Source organism: Rhizobium alarense (assembly GCF_021555155.1).
In the GTDB taxonomy this organism is placed as follows: Bacteria; Pseudomonadota; Alphaproteobacteria; order Rhizobiales; family Rhizobiaceae; genus Rhizobium_D; species Rhizobium_D alarense.
In genome coordinates this window covers 1-19,242 of sequence record NZ_JAKGBU010000094.1, presented here as the reverse complement: position 1 = coordinate 19,242, position 19,242 = coordinate 1, and the positions used below count along the sequence as shown (strand labels likewise).

Here is a 19,242-nt window from a genome sequence, read left to right as displayed (position 1 = left end):
TGTCGGCGCCAGCCGCGCGGATCGCCGCGATCGCGGCATTGGCCGAGGCGAGCCATTGGTCCGCCGGCACGTCATAAGGCTCGTTCATCAGCCCGAACTGCACCTTCGGGTCGCCGCCATAGTCTTCCGCCAGCCGGCGCCAGAAATCGGCGAAGGCCGCGTCGGGGACGGAAGCCGAGCCGATCTGCTCGTCGCGGTACCTGGCATAATTGTGCGGATCGAGCACGACCGTCATGCCGGCCGCCTTGAGACGGGTGACGGTGTCGGCAAGCCGCGTGCGCTCGGCCTTGTCGAAGCCGCTCATCAGCCGCGGCTGCAGCCGTTCCCACCGGAAGGGAAGGCGCACGGCGTTGAAGCCCCGTTCGGCAAAATAGCGGATCGTGCGCTCGCTCGGATAGATATAGTCCGTGTCGTACCGGCCGGGCAGGGTGCCGAACTCCGCACCCGCCAGATTGATCCCCCTGAGACACATGTCCGCCCCCCGTGCCGGCGCGGACAATGCATGGCCCGCGATCGCCGCCGCAAGGACGATGGCGCAGCCGAGCCGCGGCAGACGACGCCGGCCGCCGGTCACGGCTGCCCCGCCGGCAACCGCTCCGCCGCCGGAATGCAGGCGCGGGTGCCGCGCGACTGGAGGATGCGCTCGTAGATCCGCATGTAGCTCTCGCCCACCTGGTCCCAGGCATAGGGCCGGGCGGCAGCCATCGCCGCCGCCCGGCTTGCCGTCGCATCCGGCCCGAGCGCCGCATAGGCGGCCTCGAGCGCCATCGCCGCCTCGTCCGGCCGGTCGAAATCGGCGAGGCGCACGGCCGCATGGCGTGCGGCGAGATCCCTGTAGGCGGTGTTCGGATGGAGCACCGGCACCAGCCCAGCGCTCATCGCCTCGACCGCGACGAGCCCGAATCCCTCGTAGCGCGAGGCGGACGCGAAGATCGAGCAGCTGGAAAGCACGTCGCGAACCGCCTCGTTGGCAAGTGCGATGTGCAGCAAGACGTTCCGGACGAGGCCGCGTTCCGCGATCATCTGCCTGACTGCCGCTTCGCTGTGGTCGCCCGGCACGCCGACGATGTGGAGCTTCCAGGCCGGTTCGCCGGCGGCGAGCAGGGCCATCGCGTCGAGCAGCCGGTTCAGCCGCTTGTTCTCGGAAAACCGGCCGATCGTGACGATCTCGCGGCGCGGTGCCGGCGAGCCGGCGTCGTGGAACTTGGCAAGCTCGGCGCCGTTGTCGATCCGCTCGACGCGACCCGGCGCGATCGTTTCGAACCGCGCCGTGTCCTGCGCGCTGCAGCCGACGATCCGCCGGTAGCCGAGCGCCGAAAGGCGCGTGACGGTCGCGAACCAGGCCTTTTTCAGCGCGGCATGTTTCGGCGTGTGGAAGAAGCCGCCGTGGGTCGTCGCCACGAGCGGCTTTCGATGCAGAAGCCAGCCCCAGGCGAGTGCGTCGAAGAAGAAATCGATCGCGTGCACATGCACGATGTCGGCGTCGCGAATCCGGCGAAACACCGCCGGTGCGATCGGGTAGCGCGTGCTGCCGGAAAAGGGAATGCGCACCACCTCGACCCCGTCGATCGTCTCGGACGCCGGCAAGGTGCGGCCGGGATCGGTGAAAAGGCGGTCGAGTGTCACGATGCGCACGCGATAGCCGCGCGCCTGCAGCTGCTTCGCCAGGTTGGCGACCACGTCCTCGAGTCCCCCGCGGTTCGGCGCATATTGCCGCACGACCTGGACGGCGAGCGGTCGCGGCGGCGAAGCGTTTGTATCGTCGCGGGCATCGGGTACGGACATGGCACTTCCGATCGGATCGTGGCAGGCGGAACCGGGTTGCGGGCCTCCTGCCGGAACGGGCTCATCCCGCTCGTCGTCGGCAGGAGGCCACGGCCGGCTTAAGGCAACGTTAAAGCCGGCTGCGCCCCGGCGGCAAGGCCGGAGCGTTTCGGGTGGCTTGGTAAACAGGATTGCAAGGCGTGCCGGCGGACGGTAGAGCCGGGCAACGCCGATCGCCGTCCCGCCCCGGGTGCGAGCCAGCTCCGAAGGTCCGCCGCATGTCCAGCCCCGCCCAAGCCCCGAACGCCGCCGCCCGGCCGGGACATCCCCTGCTCGTTCTCTTCTCGCTCGTCAGCGACGAGCGCGGCCGGGTCGTGCGCGCGATCGCCTCCTCGATCATCAACAAGATCTTCGACGTCATGCCGGAGATCCTGATCGGCATCGCGCTCGATATCGTGGTGCGCGGCAGGGATTCCTTCGTGGCGCAGCTCGGCATCACCGATCCGGTACAGCAGCTGACGCTGCTCGGCATCGCCACCTTCTTCATCTGGTTCGGCGAATCGCTCTTCGAATATTTCTACCAGATCCTCTGGCGCGGCCTCGCCCAGGAGATCCAGCACCGGCTGCGCATCCTGTGCTATGATCACGCCCAGCATCTGCCGACGGGCTTCTACGAGGAGAACCGCTCGGGCGAGCTGGTGACCATCCTCAACGACGACATCAACCAGCTCGAACGTTTCCTCGACCGCGGCGCCAACGAGCTGATCCAGACCTTTGCCGCCGTCATCCTCGTCGGGGCCGTGTTCTTCATCGTCTCGCCGCTGATCGCGGTCATCGCCTTCACGCCCGTGCCCGCCATCGTCGCCGGCGCCTTCTGGTTCCAGCGCCGCGCCCAGGCGCGCTACGACGCGGTGCGCGCCAGGGCCGGCAATCTCGGGGCGCGGCTGACGACCAACCTGCAGGGCCTGCAGACGATCCGCGCCTTCGGGGCCGAGGCGCGGGAAACGGCGACGCTGACCAGGGAAAGCCTCGCCTATGTCGAGGCGAACCGGGCGGCGATCCGCGTCTCCTCCGCCTTCATCCCGATCATCCGCATGGCGATCCTGTCCGGCTTCCTCGCCACCTTCCTGATCGGCGGCTGGCTGACGCTGACCGGACAGATGCAGGTCGGCGCCTACGGCCTGCTGGTTTTTCTGACGCAGCGCCTGCTCTGGCCGATGACGGGCCTTGCCGAGATCGCCGACCTCTACGAGCGCGCCATGGCCTCGACCCGCCGCATCCTGCGGCTGCTCGACGAGCCGCGCGGCGAACCGCACGGGCGCCACGAGGCAAGGGTCTCCGGCTCCTTCCGCATCGAGGACATCTCCTTCCGCTATGCCACGGGCCCGGGCGGCGTCTCCGGCATCGATCTTTCGATCCGCGCCGGCGAGACCGTGGCCCTCGTCGGGCCGACCGGCAGCGGCAAGTCGACGCTCATCAAGCTCCTCGGCCTGTTCATCCGCCCGCAGAAGGGTCGGATCCTGCTCGACGGCGTGCCGCTCGGCGACTGGTCCGGCGAATGTCTGCGCAAGAGCATGGCCTGGGTGCCGCAGGAGGTGACGCTCTTCCACGGCACCGTCGCCGAGAACATCGCCTATGGCCGGCCGGCGGCGAGCCGCGGCGAGATCGAGGCCGCCGCCCGGTTCGCGGAAGCCGACGGCTTCATCCGCGCCCTGCCGCACGGCTACGACAGCCCGATCGGCGAATACGGCCAGAAGCTTTCGGGCGGCCAGCGCCAGCGCATCGCCCTTGCCCGTGCGCTCCTGATCGATCCCGCGATCCTCATTCTCGACGAAGCGACGAGCGCCGTCGACAACGAGACCGAGGCCGCCATCCAGCGCTCGCTCGCGAAGATGAAGGGGAAGCGCACCGTGATCCTCGTCGCGCACCGGCTGAGCACCGTCGTCCATGCGGATGCGATCCACGTCATGGAGGACGGCCGCATCATCCAGTCCGGCACGCACGACGCGCTCGTCGCCGGGCGCGGGCTCTATCGCACGCTCTGGGACATCCAGACCGGGCACGCGCCGAGCGATGCGACGGCGTGACGGCGCAGGGCGTCATCGCGGCGGACCTTGGCCGCGACGGCATCCGTTGCGCGCACGCACGGGTTTTCCCCGGTGCCGCAGCGAGGGGCCTTGCGGCAGCGGATGACACGCTGCGCAACCGTCGGCGCCCGGCCGCTGCAAATTCGCACGGAACAGCTTGAACAGGACGCCGCAACACACCGAAAAACCGAGTGCCGATCGTCAGATCAACCCTGCGTCGTGGATCAGATGCAGGTTAGGGGAACACGAATGAAATTATTGATTAATGAAGTTCTTATATACCGGAGACGGGCAGCGGCAAGAGCCGTCGTATGACACAGATGTCCGGAGCATGAGGCTTGAGATATTCGTGTCGGACGATCCAGATGCCCACCAAGTCTTCGCTCCTCCTGCTTCTGTTTGCGCTGTTCTTTGCCTTTCCTTCGAAAGCCGGCGACAAGTCGCTGTTCAAGCGCCCCCTGCTGATCCCCTTTGAAAACGTGACGCCCTATTCGCCACAGCTCGCGACGCTGGGAAAGATGCTGTTCTTCGATCCGCGGCTCTCCGGCAGCAAGAACATGACCTGTGCGAGCTGCCACAATCCCTCCTTCGGTTTCGAAACGCCGGTCAAGACGCCGATCGGGGCGCAGAACACCGCCCTCGGCCGCCAGGCGCCCACCGTTCTCAATGCCGCCTGGATTTCTCCCGCCTTCTGGGACGGGCGCGCGCCGACGCTGGAGAAACAGGCGGAGGGACCGATCACGGCGGAAGCGGAAATGAACGGGGAAATGGGTGCCATCCTGACGGAAATTCAGGCCATACCGGACTACAAGCGCTGGTTCGAGGACGTGTTTCCCGGCAGCGGCGTATCGAAAGAGAACCTCCTGACGGCGATCGCGACCTATGAGCGAACGGTCGTGTCGGCATGGTCGCCCTTCGATCGATGGGTCGATGGCGACGAGAACGCGATTTCCGAAAGCGCCAAGCGCGGCTTCGACATTTTCACCGGCAAGGCCGGCTGTGCGTCATGCCATTCCGGCTGGAACTTCGCCGACAACCAGTTCCATGACATCGGTCTGCCGAGCGAGGATATCGGCAGGGGCAAACTGGAGCCGGACAATGTCGAGGCCCAGTTCGCATTCAAGACGCCGGGGCTTCGCAACACGCTCTATCGCGCACCCTACATGCATGACGGCAGCCTGCAGACGATGGCGGAGGTGATCGCCCACTATGAGAACGGCGGCAAGAGCCGACCGTCTCTGTCGCCCCTGATGATCCCGTTTTCGCTGGAGGAAGAGGAGAAGAGAGATCTGATTGCGTTCCTCAGCACGCTGACCGCCGAAAAGCAGGACATACCCCTGCCAACTTTGCCGAATTGAGGTGTACCGTGCAGCTGTCGATTCGTTACAAGATCCTGCTTCCGCTCCTTGCAACCGTGGTCATCGGGTTCGGCAGCGCCGGGCTTATCGGGGCGCAGGCCGTCTCGGGCCAGGCTGACGTGCAATCCGTCGTCGAGAATGCCTTCGCCGCAAAATCGCTGGCCGCCGAAGCGGACCGCGAGATGAAGGCGGCCGCCGCCGTGGTCGTGCGTGTCACCGACATGACGAACTTCATCTCCGCGGCCGATGTCGCAAAGGAGTTCAACGGAAAAAGCGACGCGGTCGACGAGACGATCCGGAAATTCTCCGGCGTGACCCTGTCTTCCGCGGTGAGCGACAAGGTGACCGAGGTCACGCTCGCCCACAAGGCCTGGGAAGCGGACGCCCGGCTGTTGCTCGGCCTCGCGCAGGCGGCCGAGATCCCGACGGCGGAGAAACTGTCCCGCTCGTTTCAGGCCGCCCAGACTGCGGTCGACGGTTTGAACAGCCTGGTCGAGCAGACGGCCGTCGACACCGTCGACGCGGCAAACGGGGCGCTTAGCAGCAGGATTGAAAAGGAACTGATGCTTGCAGGCGGCATCGCGCTCGTGATGGTCGTCCTGCTGACGCTCATCGCGCGCAACATTTCCGGTCCCGTTCTGCAACTGTCCGGCTCCATGGACATGCTCGCCCGTGGAAATTCCGAGCAACCGATCCCCTTTGTCGCGCGCCGCGACGAAATCGGCCGTATGGCCCACGCGGTTGAGATCTTCCGCCGCAACGCCATCGCACAGGCGCAACTGGAGAAGGAGACCGAATTGATGCGGGCAAGTGCCGAGGCCCAGAGACTCGAGCACCAGCGGGTTACCGAGGCGCAGGCGCAGGAGAGGCTGGCAACCGCGACGTCCGGCCTTGCCTTCGGATTGAAGAAGCTCGCCGCGGGTGATCTATCCTTCCAGATCGAGAAGGCCTTCTCTTCGGAATTCGAGCCTCTTCGGCACGACTTCAATCAGTCGGTCCTGCAGCTCGCCGTCACGCTGTCGACGGTGATGGAGAGCGCCGAGAGCATCGACCGGAGCACCAATTGCATCAAGGCCGGATCGCGGGAGCTTGCCGGCCGCACCGAGCAGCAGGCCGCGTCGCTCGAAGAGACGGCGGCGGCGCTGAACGAGGTGACCGCCCAGGTTCGCCAATCGACGGAGCGGGCCGAGGACGCACGCAACCTCGCCAACCAGGCCAACCATTCGGCGCTCGCCTCGGCGGACGTCGTGGCGAAAGCCGTCACGGCCATGGGTCGCATCGAATCCTCGTCGAGCCAGGTCAACAATATCATCGGCGTGATCGACCAGATCGCCTTTCAGACGAACCTCCTTGCGCTCAATGCGGGGGTCGAGGCCGCCCGGGCCGGCGATGCCGGCAAGGGCTTCGCCGTCGTCGCCCAGGAGGTTCGCGACCTCGCGCAACGGTCAGGACAGGCCGCCCGCGAGATCAAGGCGCTCATTGACCGCTCCGGCAACGAAGTGCAGGCGGGTGTCGCGCTGGTCAACCAGACCGGCGCTGCCCTGCACGACATCAGCGACCGCATCGCCAAGATCAATCACTTCATGGACGCGATCACCGAGTCGGCGCGAGAGCAGTCCTCCAACCTGACCCAGGTCAACGCCGCGATGCACCAGATGGATACGGTGACGCAGCAGAACGCCGCCAAGGTCGGCGAAACGGAGGCGGCGAGCCACATGCTCGCGGAGGAGACGGAGCGGCTTCAGAAGCTGATTTCGCAATTCGACCTGAACGGAAACGCAGACCGGCGACCGGCATCCGGCACCGGCTACGCGCTCGCGTCCTGATCGGGGCGACCTGCCCGGCAGACGTGTCGGATCGACAGGCGCGCGTTCGCTGCCGTCCCGGCTTTCGCCGCGCTCAGTGCGCCTCGTCCCAGTTCGTCGCAGCGCGGGCGTCCACCTTCAGCGGCACCGCCATCGACAGGGCCGGCATGGAGGCGTTCTCCATCACGTCGACGATGATCGGGATCGCCGTCTCGACTTCGTGGTCCTCGATCTCGAAGATCAGTTCGTCATGGACCTGCAGCAGCATGCGCGCCGACAGTTTCGCCGCCGCCAGCGCCGGCTCCATCTTGATCATGGCGCGGCGGATGATGTCGGCGGCCGACCCCTGGATCGGCGCGTTGATCGAGGCGCGCTCGTTGAAGGCGCGCACCGACGGATTGGATGACTTGATCTCGGGATAATGTGCGCGCCGCCCGAAGATGGTCTCGACGTAGCCGTTCTCGCGGGCGAAGGCCTTGGTGGAATCCATGTAGTCCTTGATGCCCGGGAAGCGCTCGAAATACTTCTTGATGTAGTCGCCCGCCTCCGAGCGCTCGATCGAGAGCTGGTTGGCGAGGCCGAAGGCCGAGATGCCGTAGATGATGCCGAAGTTGATCGCCTTGGCGCGGCGGCGCACCTCCGACGGCATGCCCTCGACCGGCACGCCGAACATTTCGGACGCCGTCATCGCATGGATGTCGACGCCGTCGGCAAAGGCCTGCTTCAACTGCGGGATGTCGGCGACATGGGCGAGCACGCGCAGCTCGATCTGGCTGTAGTCGGCCGAGACCAGCTTGTGGCCGGGCGTCGCGATGAAGGCCGTGCGGATCTTGCGGCCTTCCGCGGTGCGCACCGGGATGTTCTGGAGGTTCGGGTCGGAGGAGGAAAGCCGCCCGGTCGTGGTGGAGGCGAGCGCATAGGACGTGTGTACCCGCTTCGTCTCAGGATGCACGAACCCCGGCAGCGCGTCGGTATAGGTCGACTTGAGCTTGGTGAGCTGGCGCCAATCGACGATCCGGCGCGGCAGCGGAATGCCCTGCGCGGCGAGGTCTTCCAGCACCTGCGCGGAGGTGGACCACTGGCCGGTCTTCGTCTTCTGCCCGCCGGGCAGGCCCATCTTGCCGAACAGGATGTCGCCGAGCTGCTTCGGCGAGCCGATGGTGAAGCGCTCGCCGGCAAGCTGGTAGATGTCGTCCTCGAGCGCCGCAGCACCCTGTGCCAGCTCGCCGGAGAGGCGCGAGAGGATCTGCCGGTCGATGGTGATGCCGCGCTCCTCCATGGTGGCGAGCACGGGCACCAGCGGCCGCTCCAGCCGCTCGTAGACCGTCGTCATGCCTTCGGCCGCGAGCCGCGGCTTCAGCACGTGCCAGAGACGGAGCGTCACGTCCGCGTCCTCGGCCGCATAGGCCGTCGCCCGGTCGATGTCGACCATGTCGAAGGTCTGGGCGCCCTTGCCGGAACCCGCCACGTCCTTGTAGGCGATCGGCTTGTGGCCGAGCCAGCGCTCCGACAGCGCGTCCATGCCGTGCGTGCCCGCCCCGGCGTCCAGCGCATAGGACATCAGCATCGTGTCGTCGAAGCCCGTCACGGTGATGCCGTGGCGGCGCATGACGAGATAGTCGTATTTGAGATTCTGCGCGACCTTAAGGATCGACGGATCCTCCAGCAGGCCCTTCAGCCTTTCGAGTGCGTCGCGCACCGGGATCTGGCCTTCCACCAGCCCGCCGCCGAGCAGGTCGCCGGTCCCGGCCTTGTGCGACAGCGGAACGTAGGCCGCGCGGATCACCGTGCCGGAGGGATCCCTGCCGTTGTCGGCGATGGCGAGCGAGAAGCCGCAGAGCTCCGCCTGCATCGCGTCGAGCGAGGTCGTCTCCGTGTCGAAGCCGACGAGCCCGGTCTCGCGCGCATCGGCGATCCAGCGGTCGAGCGTTGCGAGATCGCGGATCGCCACATAGGCCGAATGGTCGACCGGCAGGGTGGCGAAGCGCTCGGCGCGGGCCTTCGCGAAGGACGACGGCGTCAGGTCGCCGCCGCCGGCCGTGCCGGGAACGAGCGCGCCCGCTGCCGCCTCGGCGCTTTCCTTGTCGTCCGTTTCGCGCACCGGGCCTGCCGCGTCGCCCTTGTCGAGGTCGGGGCCATGCGCCTCCCCACCCCATTCGACGGGCACGACCGCCGGTTCGATCGCGCCGGCATCGCAGTCGCAGGCTTCCGCCACGCGCCGGGTCAGCGACGTGAATTCCATCGCCTTCAGGAAGGCGATCAGCCTTGGCCCGTCCTGCGGATGGAGCGAGAGGTCCTCGAGCGGCACGTCGAGCGGCGTGTCGGTCCTCAGCCGGACGAGTTCGCGCGACAGCAGTGCCAGTTCCCGGTTCGCGACGATGTTCTCGCGGCGCTTGACCTGCTTGATCTCCTCGGCGCGGGCGAGCAGCGTGTCGAGGTCGCCATATTCCTCCAGAAGCTGCGCCGCGGTCTTCGGGCCGATGCCGGGAATGCCCGGCACGTTGTCGGTCGAGTCACCGGTCATCGCCTGGAGGTCGATCATCTTCTCCGGGGCGACGCCCCATTTCTCGATCACTTCGGGAATGGCGATCTGCTTGTCCTTCATGCTGTCGTACATCGACACCTTGTCGGTGACGAGCTGCATGAGGTCCTTGTCGGAGGACACGATCGTGACGCCGGCGCCGGCCGCCTCGGCGAGCCGGGCATAGGTGGCGATGAGGTCATCCGCCTCGAAGCCTTCCTTCTCGATGCAGGGCAGGTTGAAGGCGCGGGTGGCGTGGCGAATCAGGCCGAACTGCGGGATCAGGTCTTCCGGCGGCGCGGTGCGGTTGGCCTTGTACTGATCGTAGAGTTCGTTGCGGAAGGTCTTCGACGAATAGTCGAAGATCACGGCGAAATGGGTCGGCGTCACGCCCACGTCGGTGTTGCGCGCATCCTTCAGGAGCTTCCACAGCATGTTGCAGAAGCCCGACACGGCGTTGACCGGCAGTCCGTCCGATTTGCGGTTGAGCGGGGGGATGGCGTGGAAGGCCCGGAAGATGAATCCGGAGCCGTCGACGAGGAAGAGGTGATCACCGTTTTTCATGGGCGAATGGATAGCGCGCAGCGCGCAGCGCGTCCATTGTTCATTGCTGTTTCGCGGTGCCTCTCCGCGTGCGCGGGCCTCACGCCAACGTTACCAATTTGTAATTTCCGCAGCCGTCCGCTTCCCTTGAAAAGCCACATTCGGAGACCCAAATCCTTCTCATCGGCACCTGATCAAGCCGTTGTCTGGCATCCGGCCTGTCCCCCGCCGCGCCAGACTAGAGGACAAAGGCCTTATCCCCCTCTCCGGGCCTTTGTCCACCATTCGCAAGACCGCCACGGGCTCACCTCCGGCCCGTGGCGGTTCTTCTTTGCGCCGCATCCGGAATACATCCCATGCTATGTATGCTTGCCGTTGCCGGTATTCCGGCATAGCGTGCCCGCATGGGCTTCGATTGCAAGGAGTCGGCCGCATATCTTTCTGCCCTTCTCGCCAAGGGCGCCGCCCGCGCCCTGCAGGAGCGGGCGAAGACGGTGGGGTTTGCCCCGGGCCAGCTCCCGGTCCTCGTGGAACTCTGGGATGAGGACGGCCTGACGCAACGCCAGTTGCTCGACCGGCTCGACGTGGAACAGGCGACGCTCGCCAACACGCTTTCGCGCATGGAGCGCGACGGCCTCGTCGAACGGCGGCCGCATCCGCAGGACAGGCGGGCCCAGCGGGTGCTGCTCACGCCGCGCGCGATTGCGCTGAAGCACGAGGCGCTCGCCGCCGCCGCCGAGACCGAGGCGCGGCTCTTCGCCGGCTTCCGCCGCTTCGAAAGGGAGCTGCTCCTCGAATATATGCGCATGATGCTGGCCAATATCGGCCGCGACCCGCGCATCTGAGCTGTCATCGAATTGCCGTACGCGGCGGGGCGCTCTAATGTCGCGCCGCAAAGCAAGGGATTCGCTCATGACCAACATTCTGCCCGTCCTCGATCATGCAGCCGCCGGTGTGCCCCAGAGCCTCGACAGGCTCTTCGAGCTGGTGCGCATCAAGTCGATCTCCACCGATCCGGCCTACAAGGCCGAATGCCGGCGGGCGGCCGAATGGCTGGTAAGCGAACTGCGCACGCTCGGCTTCGACGCGACGGTGCGCGACACGCCCGGCCATCCGATGGTCGTCGCCCATCACGACGGCGCCGCGCCCGACGCGCCGCATGTGCTATTCTACGGCCACTACGACGTGCAGCCGGTCGACCCGCTGGAGCTCTGGGACAACGACCCGTTCGAGCCGGCGGTGCGCGACATTGCCGGCGGGCGGCGCATCATCACGGGTCGCGGCACCTCGGACGACAAGGGCCAGCTGATGACCTTCGTCGAGGCCTGCCGCGCCTACAAGGAGACGACGGGAACGCTGCCCTGCCGGGTGACGATCCTCTTCGAGGGCGAGGAAGAATCCGGCTCGCCGTCGCTGAAGCCGTTCCTCGAGGCGCACACGGCCGAGCTCACGGCCGATTTCGCGCTCGTCTGCGATACCAACATGTGGGACGCCGAGACGCCGGCGATCTCCGCCGGCCTGCGCGGCCTCGTCGGCGAGGAGGTCGTCGTCAAGGCGGCCGACCGCGACCTGCATTCCGGCTATTTCGGCGGCGCGGCGGCGAACCCGATCCACATCCTGGCCGGCATTCTCGCCGGCCTGCACGACAAGACGGGCCGCGTGACGCTCAAGGGTTTCTATGACGGCGTCGAGGAGACGCCGAGCCAGATCAAGGCCGCCTGGGAAACCCTTGGCCGCACGGCGGAGAGTTTCCTCGGCGAGGTCGGGCTGTCCGTCCCGTCCGGCGAGAAGGGGCGTTCCGTCCTCGAGCTCACCTGGGCGCGCCCCACGGCGGAGGTGAACGGCATCACCGGCGGCTATACGGGCGAGGGCTTCAAGACGGTGATCGCCGCGGAAGCCTCCGCCAAGGTCTCCTTCCGGCTCGTCGGCGGGCAGGATCCGGGCAAGGTGCGCGACGCCTTCCGCGCCTATGTGCGCGCGAAGATCCCGGCGGACTGCTCGGTCACCTTCCATGCCCATGGCGGATCGCCGGCGATCCAGCTTCCCTACGATTCGTCGCTGCTGGCGATGGCGAAGGACGCCCTCTCCGACGAATGGCCGAAGCCCGCCGTGATGATCGGCATGGGCGGATCGATCCCGATCGTCGGTGACTTCCAGAAAATGCTCGGCATGGAATCGCTGCTCGTCGGCTTCGGCCTCTCCGACGACCGCATCCACTCGCCGAACGAGAAATACGAGCTGCGGTCCTTCGAGAAGGGGATTCGCTCCTGGATCCGCATCCTCTCGGCGCTCGCCGCGCGCTGAGCGGCGCGACGGGCGGCAGCCGGACGAAATCCCGCGCCATTAACCGAATGGAGAACGATAAGCCCCACTCTTTTGGAGGAATCGCCGCGCGGCGGGGGCAAGCGGAAAGACCAGACATGCAACGGAACCAAACGAGCCACAGCAATCCGACGATCCGGCACGGGGCGGCGTCCCGGCCGGTCCGAAAGGCGGCAGAGGGCCGATGAGGATCCGCAGGCTCTTCTGGCCCATCGTCGGCTCCACGGCAATCGTCTTCTCGATCTGGGTTCTCTACCGGGACCTGCGGGGCCTGTCGCTCGCCGATTTCACGGACAGCCTGCACGCGGTGCCGCCGCACGGCTGGGTGCTCGCCGCCGCCTCGACGCTCCTTGCCTATGCGGCGCTCGCCGCCTACGACCACCTGGCGCTGTCGCATCTCGGCCACCGCATCTCGCTCTGGTTCATCACGGTCACCTCCTTCACCGCCTATGCGCTGTCGCACAATATCGGCGCATCGGTCTTCTCAGGCGCGGTCGTGCGCTACCGCGCCTATTCGTCGAAGGGATTGAGCGGATCGGAGGTGGGCGTGCTCGTCGCCTTCTGTTCCTTCACCTTCACCCTCGGCACGGTCATGCTCTTCGGGCTGGTGCTGATCGTCGAGCCGGAGATCATCGAGCGCTTTGCGGACTTCCTGCCGATCGAGGCGGCCTTCAGCACCGGCATCCTGCTGCTGACGCTGGTCGCGCTCTACGTGATGGGCAGCCTCGTCGGCTTCCGGGCGATCGACACGCGCTGGCTCAAGCTGGAATATCCGCGTCCGTCGCTGGCGCTGCGCCAGCTCGTCATCGCACCGATCGAGCTGATCGGCGCCGCCGGCATCATCTATTTCGTGCTGCCGGTCGACGGAAATCCGGGTTATCTCGTCGTCCTCGGCATTTTCCTGGCGTCGTTTTCCGCCGCCCTTCTGTCCCACGCGCCGGGCGGCATCGGCGTGCTGGAACTTGTCTTCATCGCCGCCCTGCCCGAACTCGACCCCGCGGACGTGCTGGCGGCACTTGCGATCTTCCGGCTGTTCTATCTGCTGATCCCCTTCGTGCTCGGGCTCGTCGTCATCGTCGTCTTCGAGCGTGCGCGGCTGAGGCACGGGTCCGGGTAGGGCGTTAGAGTTCCAGCTCCTGGCGGTCGCGGGCGTGGAAGGCCCCGCCGAAGACCGCGGTGGCCGCGCGGTCCATCGCGTCGAGCTCGTCGTCGGTGCGCCAGGGCGCGTGATGGATGAAGGCCGCCCGCTTCGCGCCCGCCGCCTGCGCCAGCTTCACCGCCTGCTGCCAGGTGGAATGGCCGAAACCGCGGTAGAGCTGCATTTCCTCTTCCGTATAGCAGGCGTCATAGATGAAGAGGTCGCAGCCCTCGATGAGCGAAAGCACGTTCGGGTCCAGGATGCCCGGCACGTGTTCGGTGTCCGTGATCAGCGCCACGGCCCGTCCGTTCCATTCGACCCGGTAGCCGATCGCGCCGCCCGGATGGTTGAGCGGACCGGTCCTGACCGTGATCGCCGGCCGGGGCTGGAGCACGTCGCCGGCGCGAAAGTCGCCGAATTCGAGATTGGCGCGGCAGATCGACGGTCCCACCGGGAACCACGGGGGACGCATGAAGCCCTCGATCATCTCATGCGTCGTCATGGCGCCGGCGAGATGGCCGGACCAGAGCTTCACGGAGGTGCCGGAATCGTACATCGGCTTGAAATAGGGGAAGCCCAGGATGTGATCGTAGTGACAGTGCGTGAACAGCAGGTCGATGCGCTCGACGCCTTCTGCGCGCAGCGCATGGCCGGCGCAGGGGATGCCCGAGCCGGCGTCGAAGAGCAGCACGTCGGAACCGCAGCGCATCTCGACGCAGATGGTGTTGCCGCCATAGCGCTGGAACTGCGGTCCCGAAACCGGAACGCTGCCTCTGACACCCCAGAATCGCACGACGAACCGATCGGGAGTCACGCGTCCCTGCCCGTTTCTGTCCGCATTCTCCTGGCCATTCCAGACTCCGAACCTGTCGACGCCCGGCAATCGTCAGCGCGCTGCCGGCGTCCTGCGCCCACGACGATAGGCGGCAAGCCTTAACATCCGCTATCGGGCCGGCAGCCGCTTTCGCAGGAGATCCCGCCGGTCCGATAGGTTCCTGGAGACGATAAGATCAAACTTTCTTCCCGAAGGGAAGGGCGCCATCAAATAGTCTGAATTTCGAAGACCGGCGGCCTCAGGCGTGGTGGGCGAGGTCGCGCTGCTTGATGAGCTCGGTCGTGGTGCGGCTCAGGCGGTCGGCGAGAACCCGCATCACCTCAATGGTCATCTCCGGGAAATCGGTGAGCAGCTTGAGGAAGTGCTCCTTGCGGATGCGGAGCGCGTCGAGCGGCGTCACCGCCCGGATCGTCGCCGTGCGGGTGACGTCGCACAGGATCGCGATCTCGCCGACGATGGAATTCAGCTCGACATCGGCGAGCTTGAACTCGCCGCCGGAGGTTTCCACCAGAATCTCCGCCTTGCCCGACAGGATCACGTAGGCGGCGTCGCCGGTCTCGCCCTGGCGGAACAGCACCTCGCCGGCGGCGAAATTCACCCTGTCGGAGGTGAAGGCGAGAAGCTTCAATTTGGCCGGCGACACGCCCGCAAACAGCGGCACGCGCTTCAGCATCTGTACTTCGTCGTTTAGCAGCATGTCCCTTGCCCGTTCCCCTACGCCACCGACAGGATACGCCCCTATTGTTACATTGAAACCAGTTCCTTGAAAGTCTCGTTTTCTCTGACCAGTTTTTCGTGCGTTCCGTCGGCCACGAGCCGGCCGCGCTCGAAGAGCAGGACGCGGTCGAAGTGGTCGGTCAGCCCGGTGTTCGACAGCACCCAGACGATTGCGGGATCGTGATCCTCGCCGCGGAGCAGGCCGAGCACGTTGCGCACGATCAGGTCCTGCAGGCGATGGTCGAGGCCGGGCAGCGGGCGGTTGAAGACGTAGTAGTCGGACCGGCGCAGGATGGCCCGCGCCAGATTCAGCTTCTGCCGCTGCACGGAGGTCAGCCGCTTGCCGCCGACGCCGACGTCGAAATCGAGGCCGATCGCGAAGACGTCCTCATAGAGGCCCGGGCGGCTCAGCAGGCCGCGCACGATGGTGCGCACCCGCTCCTGCCCGTCCGAGTGCCGATGGCTGATGCGGCCGAAGAGCACGTTGTCCATCAGGCTCGCCGATGCGGTATAGCGTTCGGGATCGTAGCGTTCGATCTGTTCCTTCAGCGCCTCCGGCAGGCCGCCGTGGAAGGCGTGGCGCGCCTCCACGATCTTCGCCATGAGATCCGCGCCGAGCAGGCCGAAACGATGCCGCGGCTCGATATAGGCGAAGCTCAGGCGGATCATCTTCGAGCGATCCTCGTCGGACGCCGCGGAGAAGCCGACGCCCTGCAGCTTCTGCACCAGCAGCTGGTAGGCGGGCAGGTCGTCCGCCGTCATGAAGGTGAGCTGCTGGAAGAACGGATGGTCCGGCGGCAGGCCGCTGAAGAGCTCGACCGCGTTGGCGGCGATCTCGTAGCCCATATCATACAGCGCCTCGGCGAGGCCGTTGCGCCGCACGACGGAGCGGAAATACTCGTTCTTGCCGATCTCGTTGCCCATCAGCGCCGGACCGGTGGCGTTGCCGAACAGCAGGTTCTCGCCGACCGTCGCCTCGGTGTTGTAGGCATCCGGCTCGAAGGGCATGATCAGGTTGGCGAGGTTCCCCTTCTCCAGTTCGCCGCGCAGTTCGCCGCGCAGTTCCACGATCCGCCCGGCGATCTGCGGATGGATGTCGACATTCACCCGCGAACGCAGCGCGAGATCAAGCAGGTCGTCGGAGAGAAGCACGCCGTCGAGCGCCCGCAGGATCGATTTGAAGAGGTCGGCAGGGCCGGTCGCCCGTGCGGCGGCATAGTCGATCCAGTCGCTGTTGACGTCAAAGTCGGGATTGCCCGCCATGCGCGCTTCGTCGATCTCCCAATTGCGGTGCTTCCTGCCGTCGCCCTCATAGGAAAACTCGGTCAGCGGCGCATGTTTCAGTCCGTAGAGCAGGTTGTCGCGCAGCGTGCCGTGGAAGAAATAGGCTTCGGACGAGGCATAGGAGATATGACGGCCCGTCACCGATTCCGGCAGTTCGAGAATGTCCGCGTCGCCGGCGCAGACGCGGCCGGTTTCCGGCCAGGCGATGCGGCCGAGGGCTTCGGCGAGCGCTTCTCCGCCCGCCGCCGTGCTGCCGACGATGGCAACCCTCTCACCCGGATTGATGTTCAGCGAGACGTTTTCCAGCGTCTTCGCGCCGCTGTCGTCGACGAGCGACAGGTTGACGGCGGCCAGCGGTGCGCCGATCGCCAGCGGCCGGTCGACGACCAGCGCCTGGATCGACGGGTCGATCGCCCGGTCGACCTTGAACTGCTCGACGACCTGCGCGTATTTCACCTGCACGTCCTGCCGGTTCTGGTCCCAGTCGATCAGTTCCTTGAGCGGCCCGGGCAGATCCTTGTAGGCGCCGATGACGGCGACGAGCTGGCCGATGTCGAGCCGGCCCTGCAGCGCCAGATAACCGCCGATGCAGTAGAACAGGAAGGGCGTCACCGATGCCAGGAAGTTGTTGATGAACTTGACCAGGAATTTCCACTGGTAGAGGTCGTAGCGGATCCTGAAGATGCGCCCGAGCCGCGCGGCGATGTCGGCGCGCTCGAAATTGGACGTGTCGTAGGCATGGATCGTGCCGATGCCGTCGACGATCTCGCTGACCCGCCCCGCGAGCTGGCGTGCCGTCAACTGCCGCTCGCGGCCGAGCACCAGCAGCCGCCGGCGCATGCGCGGAATCAGCACGGCCTGCACCAGCACGATCACGCCGGCGATCATGCCGAGCCAGACATTCTGCACGAAGATGAAGAACAGCGCCGTCAGCGCCTGGCCGCCGAGCAGCGCCGGCTGCACGAAGGCATCGCCGGTGAAGCCGCCGAGCGGCTCCACCTCGTCCTTCACCATGCTCGCCACCTCCGCGCCCTTCAGGCGCTTGAACTGCGTCGGCGGGAAGCGCAGCACCCGGTCGACGAGGTCGAAACGGATGCGGCGCAGCATGCGCTCGCCGAGGCGGCCCTTGTAGGTGTTGATGTAGAACTTGAAGAGGCCGTTGACGATCACCAGCAGCAGGAAGACCATCGAGAGCGCGAAGAGCATCGCGCTGCGGTCGAGTTCCACGCCTTCGAACAGGACCACATTGCCGAAAAACGGCAGGTCGAAATCCAGGCGCATGAAGAGCTGCGTCGCACCCGGCCCCTCGAAGCCCTGCCCCTGGATCGGCCCGTTGACGATCTGCTTCGGCAGATCGAAGGACAGGAAATAGGGGATCATGGAGATCGCGACGATGAACAGGATCCACAGCTGCTGCCGCTTCGTGTTGATCCAGATGTAGCGTGAAAGGCTCTTTTCCATGAACACCTTAGGTCAAGAGAATGCGCGGTTCGAGAACATGGAGCCGGCGACAGGACAGGAAGGTCCCGCGGCGGCGGGGCGGCTTAGGTGGAGATTCGGCGGACGCATTGCAAGCGGTCCGGCGAACACAATCCGGCTCGCCGGCCCATATCGAACACGGTCGAGCCGTCCGACATATTCGCGCACGGCACCTTGCGCCCGCGGCGGAATGCCGGAATCCGTGAGACGGGATGACGGTGTGGCGGAGTACTCATCGCACGGACCCGGTTCGATTGCGCTTCGCAGGGGGGCAAGGTACAACACGCGCGCCATGAACACCATCTCGGAAAACAGACCGTCGACCGACGCAGACGCCATGCATGATGCCTGTTTCGATCTGGCGCGCGGCATCGCGGCCTACACGGCAAGCAGCCTCGTTGCCGGTCTCGCGCGGGTCATCGGCAGGCACCCGGATGCCGACATCGCCAATGCCTTCAACCACAAGCAGGTCGCTTCCAAGCGCTGGGCCTGCGACAAGCTGTTCGAGACGCTGGGCGGGCATTACGAGCGGATCGTCATTGTCGGCGGCTGGTACGGCATCCTCGCCGCGATGCTCTTCGACGATCCGCGTTTTTCGCCGCTTCGCATCACGAGCATCGACATCGACGCCGCCGTGGAGACGGTCGCCCGGACGCTGAACCAGGCGGCCGGCGCGCGTTTCGACACCATGACCGCCGACATGTATGCCGTCGACTACGGCGCGCTCGGCGCCGACCTCGTCGTCAATACGAGTTGCGAGCACATCGCCGACGTCGCCGGCTGGCTCGCACGCCTGCCGCGCGGCAGCCGCGTGCTGCTGCAGTCGAACGACTATTTCGCCGAGCCGACGCATATCAACTGCGTGCCCTCGGTCGAGGCTTTCGCCGGCCAGGCGAAGCTTGCCAGCCTGCAGTTCGCCGGCGGCTTCAGGACGAAGAACTACACCCGCTTCATGCTGATCGGCGCCACATAGCGGCAAGGATTTCGGCAGTCTTCGCCGCCCCGTCGAGATCGAGGCCGGACGACGGAACCGGCCCCGCCGACAGCATTGCCGCGACGGCCTCCGCCATGCCCGCCCCGGTCATCGTCTCCTCCGGCAGCACCGCCGCGAGCCCGAGCCGCTCCAGCCGCTCGGCACGCGTCGCCTGCTCCGTCTCGCCGCCCGTCGTGAAGGGAACGAGCACCGCCCGGCAGCCGGCGCGCAGCACGTCGCAGACCGTGTTGTAGCCCGCCTGCGAGACCGAGAGCCGGGCACCGCGCAGCAGCGAGGGGAAGTCGCGCCGGAACCGCTCGATTTCCACATGCGGCGGCTTGCATGCCGACAGGTTGCGGAACGTCTCCTCCGGCAGGTTCGGGCCCGTGACGATCAGCCAGCGTCCCGAGGCCGGC

The 19,242-nt window shown here is 66.3% G+C and carries 14 protein-coding genes; 7 read left to right on the top strand and 7 right to left on the bottom strand.

Features of this window, described 5'->3' with window-relative positions; translation table 11 throughout:
- Both LXM94_RS22100 and LXM94_RS22095 read right to left on the bottom strand, forming a co-directional pair.
- The coding region (locus tag LXM94_RS22100; RefSeq protein WP_235773638.1) for a glycoside hydrolase family 5 protein at window positions 1–574 on the bottom strand (574 nt) is incomplete at its 3' end.
- Window positions 571–1,785: a glycosyltransferase family 4 protein gene (locus LXM94_RS22095; protein ID WP_235773637.1), complete on the bottom strand. Its 1,215-nt coding sequence runs from the start codon at window positions 1,783–1,785 to the stop codon at window positions 571–573. The genes LXM94_RS22100 and LXM94_RS22095, both read right to left, overlap by 4 nt.
- Window positions 1,786–2,042: 257 nt before the next feature.
- Between LXM94_RS22095 and LXM94_RS22090 the strand changes: the two genes are divergently transcribed.
- From LXM94_RS22090 to LXM94_RS22080, 3 genes are all read left to right on the top strand, one after another.
- Window positions 2,043–3,851, top strand: a complete 1,809-nt coding sequence (locus tag LXM94_RS22090) for an ABC transporter ATP-binding protein (RefSeq protein WP_235773636.1) — start codon at window positions 2,043–2,045, stop codon at window positions 3,849–3,851.
- Window positions 3,852–4,216: 365 nt separating this feature from the next.
- Complete coding sequence (locus LXM94_RS22085) at window positions 4,217–5,209, top strand: cytochrome-c peroxidase (RefSeq protein ID WP_235773635.1); 993 nt, start codon at window positions 4,217–4,219, stop codon at window positions 5,207–5,209.
- An 8-nt stretch (window positions 5,210–5,217) separates the two neighbouring features.
- A complete protein-coding gene (locus LXM94_RS22080) occupies window positions 5,218–7,035 on the top strand; it encodes a methyl-accepting chemotaxis protein (RefSeq protein WP_235773634.1) in 1,818 nt (605 codons plus the stop codon).
- A 73-nt stretch (window positions 7,036–7,108) separates the two neighbouring features.
- Here LXM94_RS22080 and polA read toward each other — a convergent pair whose 3' ends face one another.
- Entirely contained in the window at window positions 7,109–10,099 is a 2,991-nt protein-coding gene (polA, locus tag LXM94_RS22075; protein WP_235773633.1) for a DNA polymerase I, read from the bottom strand.
- Window positions 10,100–10,482: 383 nt separating this feature from the next.
- On the opposite strand from polA, the gene LXM94_RS22070 reads away from it, so the two are divergent.
- From LXM94_RS22070 to LXM94_RS22060, 3 genes are all read left to right on the top strand, one after another.
- On the top strand, window positions 10,483–10,923 hold the full coding sequence (locus LXM94_RS22070) for a MarR family winged helix-turn-helix transcriptional regulator (protein WP_235773632.1): 441 nt from the start codon (window positions 10,483–10,485) through the stop codon (window positions 10,921–10,923).
- Window positions 10,924–10,990: 67 nt separating this feature from the next.
- Complete coding sequence (locus tag LXM94_RS22065; RefSeq protein WP_235773631.1) at window positions 10,991–12,382, top strand: M20/M25/M40 family metallo-hydrolase; 1,392 nt, start codon at window positions 10,991–10,993, stop codon at window positions 12,380–12,382.
- 202 nt (window positions 12,383–12,584) lie between these two features.
- Window positions 12,585–13,517, top strand: a complete 933-nt coding sequence (locus tag LXM94_RS22060; protein ID WP_235773630.1) for a lysylphosphatidylglycerol synthase domain-containing protein — start codon at window positions 12,585–12,587, stop codon at window positions 13,515–13,517.
- A 4-nt stretch (window positions 13,518–13,521) separates the two neighbouring features.
- Here LXM94_RS22060 and LXM94_RS22055 read toward each other — a convergent pair whose 3' ends face one another.
- The 3 genes from LXM94_RS22055 to LXM94_RS22045 form a co-directional block, all read right to left on the bottom strand.
- Window positions 13,522–14,352, bottom strand: a complete 831-nt coding sequence (locus LXM94_RS22055; protein WP_235773629.1) for an MBL fold metallo-hydrolase — start codon at window positions 14,350–14,352, stop codon at window positions 13,522–13,524.
- A 259-nt stretch (window positions 14,353–14,611) separates the two neighbouring features.
- Window positions 14,612–15,070, bottom strand: a complete 459-nt coding sequence (locus LXM94_RS22050) for a cyclic nucleotide-binding domain-containing protein (protein ID WP_235773628.1) — start codon at window positions 15,068–15,070, stop codon at window positions 14,612–14,614.
- A gap of 47 nt (window positions 15,071–15,117) precedes the next feature.
- Window positions 15,118–17,835 (bottom strand): ABC transporter transmembrane domain-containing protein, encoded by a 2,718-nt coding sequence (locus LXM94_RS22045; RefSeq protein ID WP_235773627.1) that lies wholly within the window; start codon window positions 17,833–17,835, stop codon window positions 15,118–15,120.
- A gap of 310 nt (window positions 17,836–18,145) precedes the next feature.
- Between LXM94_RS22045 and LXM94_RS22040 the strand changes: the two genes are divergently transcribed.
- Window positions 18,146–18,826 (top strand): methyltransferase domain-containing protein, encoded by a 681-nt coding sequence (locus LXM94_RS22040; RefSeq protein WP_235773626.1) that lies wholly within the window; start codon window positions 18,146–18,148, stop codon window positions 18,824–18,826.
- Here LXM94_RS22040 and LXM94_RS22035 read toward each other — a convergent pair.
- The coding region (locus tag LXM94_RS22035) for a glycosyltransferase (RefSeq protein WP_268965213.1) at window positions 18,804–19,242 on the bottom strand (439 nt) is incomplete at its 5' end. The genes LXM94_RS22040 and LXM94_RS22035 overlap by 23 nt on opposite strands.

Coding starts and splice junctions, on each gene's coding strand:
- LXM94_RS22095 (WP_235773637.1), bottom strand. CDS start 1,785: ATGTCCGTACCCGATGCCCGCGACGATACAAACGCTTCGCCGCCGCGA.
- LXM94_RS22090 (WP_235773636.1), top strand. CDS start 2,043: ATGTCCAGCCCCGCCCAAGCCCCGAACGCCGCCGCCCGGCCGGGACAT.
- LXM94_RS22085 (WP_235773635.1), top strand. CDS start 4,217: ATGCCCACCAAGTCTTCGCTCCTCCTGCTTCTGTTTGCGCTGTTCTTT.
- polA (WP_235773633.1), bottom strand. CDS start 10,099: ATGAAAAACGGTGATCACCTCTTCCTCGTCGACGGCTCCGGATTCATC.
- LXM94_RS22070 (WP_235773632.1), top strand. CDS start 10,483: ATGGGCTTCGATTGCAAGGAGTCGGCCGCATATCTTTCTGCCCTTCTC.
- LXM94_RS22065 (WP_235773631.1), top strand. CDS start 10,991: ATGACCAACATTCTGCCCGTCCTCGATCATGCAGCCGCCGGTGTGCCC.
- LXM94_RS22060 (WP_235773630.1), top strand. CDS start 12,585: ATGAGGATCCGCAGGCTCTTCTGGCCCATCGTCGGCTCCACGGCAATC.
- LXM94_RS22050 (WP_235773628.1), bottom strand. CDS start 15,070: ATGCTGCTAAACGACGAAGTACAGATGCTGAAGCGCGTGCCGCTGTTT.
- LXM94_RS22045 (WP_235773627.1), bottom strand. CDS start 17,835: ATGGAAAAGAGCCTTTCACGCTACATCTGGATCAACACGAAGCGGCAG.
- LXM94_RS22040 (WP_235773626.1), top strand. CDS start 18,146: ATGAACACCATCTCGGAAAACAGACCGTCGACCGACGCAGACGCCATG.